This is a genomic window from Rhodococcus sp. IEGM 1318 (assembly GCF_033142465.1).
GTDB classification, from domain to species: Bacteria; Actinomycetota; Actinomycetes; order Mycobacteriales; family Mycobacteriaceae; genus Rhodococcus_F; species Rhodococcus_F qingshengii_B.
In genome coordinates, this window is record NZ_JAWLSC010000002.1 from 510,011 (window position 1) to 522,495 (window position 12,485).

A 12,485-nucleotide genomic window follows, 5' to 3' on the forward strand; every position below is an offset into this window, starting at 1 on the left:
CGTCTCGCCTTCTGTCTCTCACATGGCTCTTTCAAGCGTTTCAGGATCACCACGACGTCGACATCATCCGTTTCGGGTGAAGGCGCACCAATGCCGCAGCGTGGAGGCTTGAAGTGTGGATCAGCCCGGACGTTTCGCTCCCACCCCGATAGGGCATGCCTTCCTCATCCCCCGGCGCCGTGTGCGTGCCGGCCTGACCCAGATCCTGTGCGTCGTCGTAGGACTGGCTACCGGACTGGCGATGCCATATTTACGTAGCGGCCCAATGATTCCCGCCCGTCAGGTCAGCGAGATGCTCGTTGCACTCGGGCTGGGGTTACTGGGTGTAGTCGCAGTGATCTTCTCGCTACTGTTCCTCGTCGTCCAGTGGGCCGCGACCACCTTCACTCCTCGCTTGTTGTTGTTCCGCGACGACCCCATCGTGTGGCGGACGTTTGCCTTCGCCATAGGCCAGTCGGTTTTCGACATCACGGCAGCGCTCGCCATCAGCAACGAAACGGATGTGTCCGTGGTCGTGCCAAGTCTCGCAGTGCTGGCGCTCTTAGCCACGCTGACGCTGATCAGGCTGCTCCAGCTGCGCGCATTCTCGGCCATCCAGTTGGCTCCTGTACTGACCTCGATCTCGAGTCGTGGCCGAGCAGTCTTCGCCGCCGTGTACCCCACCACCGATCGGGAGTTGCCTCCTCTACCAACACTTCCGGTGATCACGACTATCGAGTGGCATCGACCGCCGGCCGTTCTGCAACAGATCCTCGTCGAAGATCTCCTGCAGAGCACTCGGAACTGCCGATCCATGGTGGTCCTCCGAGTGTCGCCGGGTAGCACGCTGCGAGACGGATTGCCGCTCGCCGACGTCTACGGCGGACCCATGCCCGCCAACACGATCCTTGACGCCTTGGTCAGTGGGAGTGAGCGGACCTTCACCCAGGACCCCCTACTCGCGATTCGGTTGTTGGCTGACATCGCGCTCAGAGCGCTCTCACCCGCTATCAACGATCCTGCAACGGCCGTGCAGGCTCTGGACGAGATCGAAGACCTCCTCTCTCTGGTGGCCGCCGTTCGCGCAGATTCGATCCGGGCCGTCGACGAGCGTGGTGATCTGCGTGTGGTGATTCCGCTACCCGACTTCACGACCTTCGTCAGAACCGGACTGGACGACGTCATAGCCTCGGCATCGAACTCACCACTCGTTCTGGGCCGACTTCGCGACCTACTTTCGCACGTCGCCGCCCAATCGGAGTCTCGGAACCGCGATATTCTCGCCACGCGCGCCCGCTGGATTGATCAGCTGTCACAAGGCTTCCCTCGACTCGAACCCCCGTTGTGAACCCGTACAGATTTACGGGCCATCGCGTCAAGGCATCGTCAAGATCGGTCTCAGCTCAACGGGAAGTATCGATACTGACTCGGTGAGACATGCAGTGATACTCGGACACCGTGGAGTCATATCGTCGACCACCCGCGCCGGCGGCGAACCTGAGAAGCAAAAGCTCTCCGTCGCAACCGGACTGGCGGGTCTGTCGCTCGACGCGATGGCCTCGGTCTCGTACGGTCCAGAGGCCATCGTGTTGGTGTTGGCCCTCGCCGGCGGCGCGGGGATCGGCTTCACCGTGCCGGTGACGATCGCCATCGCCGTGCTGCTTGTGGTCCTGGTGGCGTCGTATCGCCAGGTGATCGCCGCATTTCCCGAAGGCGGTGGCGCGTACGCCGTCGCAAAGAAGCATCTGAGTCCTCGCGCAAGCCTGACTGCCGCCGCATCGTTGATCGTCGACTACACCCTCAACGTCGCGGTATCGATCGCAGCCGGTGTCGCGGCTCTGACCTCCGCCTTCCCTGCGCTTCTTCCCTATACGGTCTGGATCGCACTGGCGATACTCGGCGGCATCACGGCACTGAATCTGCGGGGCATCGCAGATTCCGCGCGGGTATTCATGTTGCCCACCGTGGTTTTTGTCGTCAGCATCTTCACGGTGATCGGTGCCGGACTACTTCGGGAAAACCCTGCCGCCGCCACGGCTCCCTTCCTCGCCGACAACGCACACACGATCGGCATTCTCCTTCTGCTCAAGGCATTTTCGAGTGGTTGCGCCGCATTGACCGGTGTCGAAGCCATCGCCAACGCGGTACCCAGTTTCAAGAAGCCTCGCGTGCGTAGCGCTCAGCGTGCCGAAGTAGCTCTGGGAATCCTGTTGGGCACCATGCTGATCGGCCTTGCCGTGTTGATCGAGAAGTTCTCGCTGGCCCCGGTCCCTGGAACAACGGTCCTGTCGCAACTCACTTCCGCTGCCCTCGGAAATGGTGTGGGCTACTACGTCGTCCAATTCTCCACCGTGATTCTGTTGGCGTTGGCCGCGAACACCTCGTACGGCGGACTTCCCAACCTGATGCGGATCCTCGCCGACGACAACGTGCTCCCGCACCGCTTCAGCCGGAAGTCGACGCGCGACGTCTTCACGTACGGCGTTTTGTCGCTCGGTGGCGTCGGTGCTCTCCTGCTCATCGGATCCGGCGGAAACATGAACACCTTGGTGCCGCTGTTCGCCATCGGTGTGTTCATCGGATTTACGCTCGCGCAGTTCGGCATGGTGCGCCACTGGCTCACTGAACGGACACCGGGCTGGAAGTGGCGCCTAGCGCTCAACGGTTTCGGGGCTGCGTTGACTTCGATCGCAGCAGTGGTGACTACCGCCATGAAGTTCACCGAGGGCGCCTGGTTGATCGCTCTCGCGCTCCCTGCGCTCGTCCTCGGCATGGAACGCATCCGCGGTGCGTACACACATATCGGTACGCGGTTAACCGTTCAGGGTGAGAACGATTCTCTGTCTATCGGATACAAACCAGCGGTCCTAGTACCCGTGTCCGAAATTACGTCGCTCTCCACCCGCGCGATGGCCGCGGCAACGGCAATGTCTTCGCAGCCCATCGCAATTCGAGTCTGCCTGGCCCACGAATCGACGACGGACTTCACCCGCCGATGGCAAGCCCGACACCCGAATTCGCGTTTGATCGTCATCGAGGACACCGAGAATTCCGTGGGGAACACCCTCGCTCGATACATCCGCACACACTTCCCTCACCGAGAAACATTTGTTGTCGTCGCCACCATCGACCCGGCGACCAGATGGCACCGATTCCTCCCGAGCCAACGGACCGATGAGATCGCTCATGCACTGCGCAAACACACCGAGGCCGTGGTGTGCCAAATTCCGGTCCGGATCGATCCGGCTCACCACGATCCAGCCCTGCGCGCATGAGCAGACGCTCAGAGCGAGGTCCCGAACAACATGCCAGTGCCACCGGGACTAGCCCATATGCCGAGATCCCGATCAACGCCATGGTCGACCGACCACCAGTCGCCTGATCGGACCGCGTGTGCTTTGACCTTCATTTCTTGCCCTTTCCCTGACGTGGCTCGGCCATTCCGAGCTGGTTGCGGATCGCCTTGGCGGTCAACTCGGGAATTTCCGAGTGCCGGGCAACGACTGTTCGTCGTGTATCGAAAGGCACCAATCGTGAACGAGCGGACGCAGACGCAGCGAACTGCCTTCGGGTCAGTCGTCATAACGGACGCGTTTAGATCTTCCGAAGAAGGTCGTCGTGGTGTCGTAGCCGAGGGCTGGTAGCACGACGAGAGCCTTGTCTTCCAAACTCTTGGTACCGGCCACTGCGTTTTTGACGCGCTTGCCTAGCGCGCCCTTGATGCGCGGCGGGAGTGGGTTGCCGACGCTGTTGAGGGCGTTGAGAGCGAGCTCGGCTGCCCCGACGTTGCCGCTCGTAGATTTTAAGTCGAGAAGCCCGTAGACGATCGTCTCGACTAGTCGACGTCGCACCGCATTGTCCTTGATTTCCGCTTTGTCCCATAAAGCAATTACGGCCTGTCGTTGGGCGTTGTTCGTTGCGGCTGAGAAGCGGCTGATGAGGAGGTCAGCGACCTGGGTTTCGTCCGCGGTGGCGAGGCCGAGCACGTCCAGCACCGCGTTGTCCGGGGTATCGGGTTTGGCTTCGGCGAGGTACTTGTCGAGTAGCGCGCGGTGCTGCTCCGCTGTCCATCCTCGGTGCACCTCGTTGGCTGCATTCCTGAGCTCGGGTGCGTAGGCGCCGGCTCGTCGCAGGGGTTCGTATACGGCTGCGAAGTCATCGGGGTCCGGATGGGTTAAGTCGAACCAAAGTGCGGCGGCGTGGACAGCCGCTTGTTCGTAGTTGGAGGCGACGTCGACCATGACCTGGACTGTTGGCAGATCGGTGGTGTGCACGTGAATAGGCCCGATCGCCTGAGCGAGGGCGAGGGGCATGGCGACGTGTCCGAGGTCATCGAGCCATGGGCTCTCCGCTGCTTCGGCCAGTAGCCCTCGAACCTCCTGGTCTTCCAGCTGGTCAGCGGACACGCGTACGGCCTCCGTGCCGTCGTCTATTAGATACCGGTACAGCGGGTCGTCGGCAGCAACCGGTTCGAGCGTCTCCGCAAGAGTGTCTTGCAGGGAGCGTGCCACAGCCAAAAGGACCCGGTCGAAGTCGAGGACACCTGCCGAAGCGAAGAGCCGCGCTCGTGCGAGGGCGTCTCGGCGTTCACTGGCTTCTTCTGTAGTGGTGACGTGGTTCTCGACAACTTCGAGCACGTCTGGGTTCAGGCTTGGGGTGCTGCCGTCAGGCAAGTTGGCAGTAAGCGGCGCGAGCGCGTCGAGGGCGGAGTGGATGACATCCAGGTCTGCCTCACTACTCCACGCCTCCACCACAAGCTTCTTCAATGGCTCGGCGTGGGTGGCGTCTATTGCCGAGGGGGCGATGCCGGTCAGCCAGTTATTCCAGCCGCCGACGAGCCTTTTACGGGTTGCTTCGAGGATGCTGCTTGCAAGGGCGGTTTCGCTGGTGGGCTCGGTCTTGCTGAGCAGCCGGCGCGCGGCATCGCGAGCGTCTCTCGCGTCGATTTCCAGAAGAAGACGCAGGACCACATGCTGGAGCGGTGTTTCCCGCGTGCCGGCATTGTCCGCGAGAGCATCAAGCGCCGCCTTCGGGGAGAAAGGTTCGGGCTCGGGTTCCTCGGTTGTCGTCGTTGTCGCTGCGGTTGCATCGGCCGCTGCCCTCTGCTCGGCGACCCATTCGGCATGGGTTTGCTCCGTTTCGCTAACAAGTGCGGAAATCCGGGTCTGCATGGCGGTGATGACCTTGAGGAGGTCATCGTCGGAGAGTTCGAAGAGGCGAGCGATCGTTGTAGGGCCGAACTCAGACACGATGCGAGCGGACAGATATTTGGCAACGGTCGCGGGGTCGGCGTCGAGTGCGAGTGCCGCGTCACGGAAGAAGAAGTCCGGTGCCGTGAAGCCGGGGCGCGTGATCGCTGCGATGACACGGCGGCGCAGTGCGGGCGCGCTCGCCTCGGATCCAACCTTGGTGAGTGCCCATGCACTCGCCGCCGTGTCTTCGTCGAGAAAGTCGGTGGTGTCGTCGTCCAGAACGCAGATAGCTTCGGCGACGGTGTCTGCCACTTTGGCTACGGGAAGGGCTGGGTTTTCTTCGGTGAGCAGGAGGAAAGACCGTGCGGCATTCGGCCCGGCGAGCCCGGCCCCTGTCCGGATTTGGTTGGTCAGGACCAGCAGGACCCCTTCCCGCGCAACTTCGTCGAGCCCATCGAGGTGTCGTTGCAGTGTTTCGATGTCCGCATCTTCCGCAGCGCGCTCGACCGCGAGCGCAAGTTCACCGTCCAGCCCAAAGACTGTTCCGGTGCTCTGCATGTAGATCATGTCCCGGGACGGACCCCGTACCTGGCGGGTCCGGCTCAGGTAGTTGAGCAGTTGTTTGTTGTGTGCCTTGCCGATCTGAGTCGCACGGTGATCAGCCTCATCATCACCGTCCGGTTCGTCCTCGACAAGAACGATGCTGGGGGCGGCGCTCTCGAGTGCGTACGACCTGGCGATTTCTTTGGCGCGGTCCGAGGTTCCGGCAGGCAGTTTCGCGTCCTTGTCCCGCACTAGCTGAAGTACGAGTGCCGGAAGGTTGGCATCGACTTCGAGGTGTCGGGCGAATAGCGGGAACTCCACTCGAAGACAGACCAGTCGCGCAAGGGCGGCCGCGTTCGTACGCGGATCCTCTGCCAGGAGATCTGAATTGTGACGTTCCTGAGCGAGCCGATAGGTCAGCGCAAACGTGTTGAGCAGGTGCTTGACGCGTCGGGGGCTAGTGACGTGGGTGGGGATGAGGACCGAGAGCACATACTCGCGGTTGACCTCTGCCCACAAACCCTTGCGGTTTTCGACGAGCGTTGTCGCGTACTTGCTTACGCTTTGAGTCAGTAGCGGCGGCAGGCTCAGTTGGTATTGAAAGACTTTGTCCAGGTACGCGCTGCCGGTGCTGTAGTACGGGTTGGTGTCGTCGGCCGGGGTGTCCTGCTTTGCAGCTCGGGTGAGCGCTCCCTCCAACACGTTCTGGTCTGCAGCCACGATGAAGACACACCGGTCAATGCCTAGGAACGTCCGGATGGTATCGAGGGTGGTAACCACCTCGCTGGCCGAACACCGATCGAGTTCATCCACGAAGACGACGAGACGCTTGGCTCCCGCGGCAGAGACCAAGTCCTTAAATATTTTCTCGAACTGCTCGTCGCTGTCTGGCTTCGCAAGGCTGTGATCGACGCCGAACGTCTTGCTCGCCAACGTGATCAGCGCGGCGAGCAGAGTGGCCGGTACAAGACCCGCCAGCACGACCTGCTTGGACAATGACTTGAACTCGACCCCGAAGTCCGAGTGTGCCCCGATGCGGCTCTGGCCGAAGGCAACGACTGACACTACGACCGCGAGAATCGCTGTGAGACCGAGAAGCAACAACGCGAAGACGCCCAGCAGTTTCATGATGGTGGTTGTCGGAACCTTGATCTCGGTCTTGGTCCGGCCGCTGTAGAGGTCCTCGTGGTACTTGGACTGTTTGCATCCGAGTTCGCTAGCGACAGCGCTGATGAAGTTCCGCCGTAGCGGCACGTCAGCGTATTTGAACGCATCAAACCGTACGCAGCGAACATCACTGTGCCCGTCGATCTTGTTCTTGAGCAGGTTGGCAATTCCGCTCTTCCCTGACCCCCACGGCCCGTACAGGGCGATATTGGAAGGCATCGTTACTGTCGTAGCGAGGACCGCAAGTTGGTCAACGATCCCCGCGTGCGCGAGACGATCATCTTTCGCGACCGCAAGTTCGCGGTCATCCAATAGGTCGTCGAGGTGCAGTCTGGGCTTCCCCGTTTGCTTGGCAGTTTCTCGCGACATGGATGCGCTCCGTCAATTGTTGAAGAGTGGAATTGCAGCTCGTCTATCTTTTACGGATCGTGCGCAGTTCGAAGCCGCACACGCCGGACGCCTACATATCGCATGGCTGGCTTAGTTTATCGGGGCCGCTTCGCGAAACCGCCGCAGTAGCTTTTCCTGCGGTTACGGAGTGCATTTGGTCATCGCGCCCGGACAAGCACACTCCCCTTCCGCTACAGGGTTGACCTGCGGAAACGTGAAAATTCGAGTCTATTTTGACTCCCCGTAAAAAAATTCGGTAAGGAGTAGTTTCCAGCTGACACATAGGCGCACCTCTGGTCAGTTGCAACGCAACCCTGCCAAACAGTTCAGTGAGCATTTCGCGGAGCCGAGAGCCCGCCGATTGATGTCAAAGCTGTTTTCTCACTGCAAGTCCCGATATAGAGTACTGCGGGCGACGTTCAAAACTTCCGCAAGCTCGGTCATGGATACGCCATCGCCGCGCATTTTGTTCGCCTGCCGTTTCTTCGCTGCGGTCAGCGAGGATGGCCGGCCTCCGACGCGGCCGCGATCACGAGCCGCGGAGAGTCCTGCCATTGTGCGTTCGCGGATGAGGTTACGCTCGAATTCCGCTAGGGCGCCGAAGATATGGAAGATCAGCTTGCCGCCCGGCGTGGTCGTATTGATCTCTTCTGTCAACGATTTGAACGCCACCCCTCGCGCTTCGAGTTCGGTAACCGTTTCGATCAGGTGAGGGAGCGAGCGGCCGAGGCGATCGAGTCGCCACACGACGAGTGTGTCACCGGGACGTAGGGCGTCCATGACGGCGGCCAGCTCGGGGCGATCGGTCTTCGCTCCTGAGGCTTTGTCGGTCCATATGCGATAACAGCCGGCCGCATTCAGTGCGTCCTGCTGCAATTCCGGGTTCTGGTCGGTGGTTGAAACCCTGGCGTAGCCCAAAAAGTCGCTCACAAGGGCACAGTGTTGCAGAACTCACCGACAAGCGACGTTTCGAGACAATAGGTTTGAGACAGGTTTTTGCAACACTCCCCTGCCCTGGTCACTTGCCTGAGTGATCGGTGGGGTTTCGTGTGCGAGAAACGGCCGTTTGAGAGACGTTCAAATGGCGAGTTGCTGCAAGCCGGGAGTGATGTACCTACCTACTCGCCGTCAGCGACGCACAATATTCGAATGACAACAGCGGGCGCTCCCTCCGGAGATTCACCAGTCGATGAATCTCCGATTCCTTCGTCTTCGTCTGGATCACGCGGTACGCGGGTTGGCTTTCTCGCAGGTAGTGCACTCATGACAGTGAGCATTGCTCTGTTCATCGTGTCGGGGTTTGCGATCTTTTCCGGTGAATCCGGGGTGGCGCAGCCCATCGCAACAGTTCTGGGCGGCGCGGGTGTTCTCGGCGCCGGTGTCCTCACTTTCCGGTCTGCCCACAACACGCGCATCAGCGCCGAAAGAACTGCCGCAGCGGCGCTCGCTCACGCGCAGACCGAACTCGAACACGCACGAGCTGTTGCGGCGGAGGAGAAAGCAAGGCATGAGGCGCAATTCGAGGAACAGCGCCAACAGGCCGAGCGAGCTCTGGCGGAACAGTCGACGACGTTCGAGCGCACCTACCAACGAGAAGTGATCCGCGACTTACGATCCCGTTACACCATCTGTGCTGAACAGCTAGCCCACGATTCCGCCGCCATCCGACTTGCCGGCGTCTATGCCCTCGCCTCCCTCTCCGATGACTGGCAGCAACAGAACGAACACAGTGAGAAACAAGTCGCCATCGACCTCCTCTGTGCGTACCTACGCACGCCCAACACTCACACCCCTAAATTGGTCGCCGACGGACTGCCAGACACCGGGGAGTTGGAAGTACGCAAAACTATCCTCCTCACCCTCCACACACGGTCGATGTTGGAGACCTCCGACCACAAGAGTTGGAAAGATTTCGACTGTTCGCCCGCCAATACAGACCTGACCGGCGCGAACCTGGACCGCGCGTACCTGAAGGACGTGTACCTGAAGGGCGCGAACCTGACCGGCACGCAACTGATCGACGCACAACTGATGGACGCGAACCTGACCGGCGCGAACCTGACCGGCGCGAACCTGACCGGCGCTAATCTGGCCCGCGCGAACCTGACCGGCGCCTCCCTGGCCGGCGCGAAATTGACCGGCACGCAACTGATGGACGCGAACCTGACCGGCGTGAACCTGATCGACGCGAACCTGAACCGCGCGAACCTGAACCGCGCAAAACTGATCAACGCCTACCTGACCAGCGCGAACCTGACCGGCACGCAACTGATGGACGCGAACCTGACCGGCGTGAACCTGATCGACGCGAACCTGATCGGCGCGAACCTGAACCGCGCGAATCTGATCGACGCCTCCCTGGCCGGCGCGAATCTGACGGGCGCGGTTCTGGCCCGCGCGAAACTGGCCGGAGCAGACCTGACCAGCGCGAAACTGGCCGGAGCAGACCTGCCCGGAGCGGACCTGACCGGCATTTACTACACCTCCGCGACGAGCTGGCCTCTGGGATTCACCCCACCCGCTTCGCGCGAAGAGCAGTAGAGTGACGCACGCTCTGTCTGTCTCAATTTCGGTGGGTTCAGGGCCGCTCGGAGGGGGTCACGTGACGTTGCTGGAGAAGTCGTTGCTGCCGGGCGTGGTCTTCGCGGGGTACGTGACACGGCCTTCGCGACGCAGCCGCCGCATCCTGCGGCCGAGCAGGAAGAAGACCAGCGTGAACACGGCCAGGCCGCCGGCGGGGATCGCGACCGCCAGGAGCAGGCCTGCGTGTGCACTCATGGGGACCATCCTGCCTGTCGAATGCCAGCACCGACCCGCCCGTGACATTTGGACGTCGCCAAGGTCGTCCATCAATCGGAGAAGGGGCGAGTGTCCATCAATCGGTCGATTATGGGCACGTGTAATCACCAACTGTGATCAGCCAGAACGCAAGCACGCTCCACTGTGCTCGCCGAAGTAGGCTGGGCGTTTATGGAGGTCATGAGCAAGCTAGAAGGGATCAAGTTCACAGACGATGAGAACCCCGACACGGCCAGCGGACTGTACTCGCGGGCTGTCGACGCTTGGCTCGCCCTCGCTACCTCCCACCTCGTCTCACACGGCAAGTGGGACATCTCAGCAGCAGCAATCAGAGAGAGTCTTGAACTCGCTGCGCTCGACTCAAATGACCAGGTACTCGCACAACTTGATATCAACCTGACCGGCCGACTGCAGGACGAAGCATTCAACTTCTTAACGATTAGCGGTCATGATCTATCGCGATCAATCCTCGTTTCAATGGAATTGGACCGCCGTAAGAGCACTTCCCAATTGCACATGGAAGTGAAACTAAACCCGAGTGCCATTCCTCGCGATCTTTTGCCTGCCGTCGATTTTCTCGATAATTTACAGCCCGGAAACCGCATCGGCCTCAGGGACCCCGGTTCGAGCAAGATACTGCCTTTCACAGAATTTCTGAAAAACGACGAATCCCCCATTTCAAGCGGATTGGCAAATACCATTCGCTCGTTGGCACGTCTCCAGCAGCATGCCAGACAAGAGTTTCCGATGCCGGATGAAATAACACCCGAAGATCTCCAAGAGATCGTTCGCGGAATAAGCCTTCTTGATGGAAAGAAGAGTCGAGGAACTTGGTCAAATATCATCTTTAATACCACCCCTGGATCAGGTCAGTCGATTCGCGATACCGCGCAGGGCGCGCACGGCGCCCTCCTTGAAATGACCGCACCCGTCGAGATTAAGATCAGCGATCACGTATTGGCCTTAGGGACCGGAACGTATGCCCTCAAGGCAGTTGTCGACACAGTCACCGAAGGTGACGAGGGAGACGAAGTCCGTTTTATTCCTGGCGAGGACAATCATTTTGAGGTCTCCCTTACGTCACCACCACGCCGCATCGACGACAACGCAATGACACAACCGTCAGTTGACCTCCTTCGTCAACACGCTGGTAAATGGATTGCTCATGCCGGTGCGCGCATCCTCGCCAGCGGAGCTACCCCCGCAGAGGTAGCGGCTACCTTGCGGGATTTGGGAGAGCGCGGAACCATTTGGCGCGTACCCAGCACGACAGCTGAAGCTGAATTCAACCCGGTGGGCCTCTGACGCGTGAATACATTCCCATACTTCGTCCTTCCTCCGGAGGGAACCCGCCGCCCGATGGTCGACGTGAGCTTCACCGGCGACGAACAGGAGATAAGAACAAACGGGCTTCTAGACACGGGTGCCCTAAACACAATATTTGGTTCAGAATTGGCATACGCGGCAGGAGTTGACCTCACTGACGCGGAAATCGGGTATTCCAACGTCGGCGGAGGCACCGCCGAAATAAGATTCGTCACACTCCAACTTTCAGTTCCGTTTGTGACTAATCCACAAGAACCAGGCGAACCCTTCACTTGGGAAGCTAGGGTCGGATTCGCGGATAACTGGGGTGCGAATCCGGGTCTTCTCGGTCATGAATTCTTGCGATTTTTTGCTGTGACGTTTCGAGCCGCTGATTTCGAGTTTGAAATCGAGCCGATTTCCGAGTGACTAGTCGCGTATCGCGTCACTTACGCAAATTGCCGTGGCCTCGACGAGCGACCATTCGGCTCTCGGTCCGTCCTGCCGGCCGGCCGAACAGGGCCTACATCGGCTGGGACGCACCACAGGTGGAGCAGTAGATCCGGCTGAGCGTGCAGTCATTGCCACACGGACTCCAGTCCCGACAGCGGTGGCACTCCTCGCGGTTGCGCTCAGTCGCAGAGGCGGCCCAGCACGTGTTGCAGCGCCAGAAGCCACTACTTTGCTGGTGAGCACCGTCGATATCCTTCCAAATGAAGTGGAAGCCGCCTTTCACCCAGTACCCGCCACCGATGGTGAGCACGGTGCCTGAATGAAGGATCCGCGAGTCGTACTCAGCTGTCATCAGGTCTACGTAGGCTCGTTGCCCACGGTGTTTGAGCAGCGCGTCCTCGAGGTCGGCCTCATCTACCATCCATCGCCGGCCCTGCTTGACTGTGGCGATGCGGGGACCGCCGAACCAGACTGTTCCGTCGCGGCTCGCACATTTCCGGTACCAGTCGTAGGAGTTGCTTGGAGCTCCTGGCTCACGCTTGAAGCGATCCACGGCTTCGGAGAGAGGTATACGCACGGTGCCGACCGTACTGCGGGGCGGCGGAGGGGTGCCTAGCAAAGGTGCTGCGGCGGCATCCTCGGTCGCCATACGAGGCT

At 60.4% G+C, this 12,485-nt stretch carries 9 protein-coding genes; 5 read left to right on the forward strand and 4 right to left on the reverse strand.

The features are described from left to right. The first annotated feature begins 115 nt into the window (after positions 1-115). Positions 116-1,327 carry a DUF2254 family protein gene (locus R4P65_RS06695; RefSeq protein WP_317825897.1) on the forward strand — a complete coding sequence of 404 codons (1,212 nt, stop codon included), beginning with the start codon at positions 116-118 and terminating at the stop codon, positions 1,325-1,327. A 94-nt stretch (positions 1,328-1,421) separates the two neighbouring features. Further along, a complete protein-coding gene (locus tag R4P65_RS06700; protein ID WP_317826135.1) occupies positions 1,422-3,254 on the forward strand; it encodes an APC family permease in 1,833 nt (610 codons plus the stop codon). Positions 3,255-3,551: 297 nt separating this feature from the next. On the opposite strand, the gene R4P65_RS06705 is transcribed toward R4P65_RS06700, so the two are convergent. Together R4P65_RS06705 and R4P65_RS06710 are read right to left on the reverse strand one after the other, a co-directional pair. Then, positions 3,552-7,250, reverse strand: coding sequence for a P-loop NTPase fold protein (locus R4P65_RS06705; protein ID WP_317825898.1), 3,699 nt, complete (start codon positions 7,248-7,250; stop codon positions 3,552-3,554). 402 nt (positions 7,251-7,652) lie between these two features. Then, positions 7,653-8,201: a recombinase family protein gene (locus R4P65_RS06710; RefSeq protein WP_317825899.1), complete on the reverse strand. Its 549-nt coding sequence runs from the start codon at positions 8,199-8,201 to the stop codon at positions 7,653-7,655. A 396-nt stretch (positions 8,202-8,597) separates the two neighbouring features. Here R4P65_RS06710 and R4P65_RS06715 point away from each other — a divergent pair, with 396 nt between their 5' ends. Continuing rightward, positions 8,598-9,812, forward strand: a complete 1,215-nt coding sequence (locus R4P65_RS06715) for a pentapeptide repeat-containing protein (RefSeq protein ID WP_317825900.1) — start codon at positions 8,598-8,600, stop codon at positions 9,810-9,812. Between the two features lie 57 nt (positions 9,813-9,869). Here the strand turns inward: R4P65_RS06715 and R4P65_RS06720 are convergent, their stop codons facing one another. Beyond that, on the reverse strand, positions 9,870-10,049 hold the full coding sequence (locus tag R4P65_RS06720) for a hypothetical protein (RefSeq protein WP_317825901.1): 180 nt from the start codon (positions 10,047-10,049) through the stop codon (positions 9,870-9,872). 201 nt (positions 10,050-10,250) lie between these two features. Between R4P65_RS06720 and R4P65_RS06725 the strand changes: the two genes are divergently transcribed. Together R4P65_RS06725 and R4P65_RS06730 are read left to right on the forward strand one after the other, a co-directional pair. Beyond that, complete coding sequence (locus tag R4P65_RS06725) at positions 10,251-11,375, forward strand: hypothetical protein (protein WP_317825902.1); 1,125 nt, start codon at positions 10,251-10,253, stop codon at positions 11,373-11,375. Between the two features lie 54 nt (positions 11,376-11,429). After that, a complete protein-coding gene (locus R4P65_RS06730; RefSeq protein WP_317825903.1) occupies positions 11,430-11,804 on the forward strand; it encodes a hypothetical protein in 375 nt (124 codons plus the stop codon). A 94-nt stretch (positions 11,805-11,898) separates the two neighbouring features. On the opposite strand, the gene R4P65_RS06735 is transcribed toward R4P65_RS06730, so the two are convergent. Next, positions 11,899-12,477, reverse strand: a complete 579-nt coding sequence (locus R4P65_RS06735; protein WP_317825904.1) for a hypothetical protein — start codon at positions 12,475-12,477, stop codon at positions 11,899-11,901. Between the last annotated feature and the right edge of the window lie 8 nt (positions 12,478-12,485).

What these genes read in the sequence shown, in the direction of transcription:
- R4P65_RS06705 (WP_317825898.1), bottom strand. Translation starts at nt 7,250, where the DNA reads ATGTCGCGAGAAACTGCCAAGCAAACGGGGAAGCCCAGACTGCACCTC.
- R4P65_RS06735 (WP_317825904.1), bottom strand. Translation starts at nt 12,477, where the DNA reads ATGGCGACCGAGGATGCCGCCGCAGCACCTTTGCTAGGCACCCCTCCG.
- R4P65_RS06720 (WP_317825901.1), bottom strand. Translation starts at nt 10,049, where the DNA reads ATGAGTGCACACGCAGGCCTGCTCCTGGCGGTCGCGATCCCCGCCGGC.
- R4P65_RS06730 (WP_317825903.1), top strand. Translation starts at nt 11,430, where the DNA reads ATGGTCGACGTGAGCTTCACCGGCGACGAACAGGAGATAAGAACAAAC.
- R4P65_RS06725 (WP_317825902.1), top strand. Translation starts at nt 10,251, where the DNA reads ATGAGCAAGCTAGAAGGGATCAAGTTCACAGACGATGAGAACCCCGAC.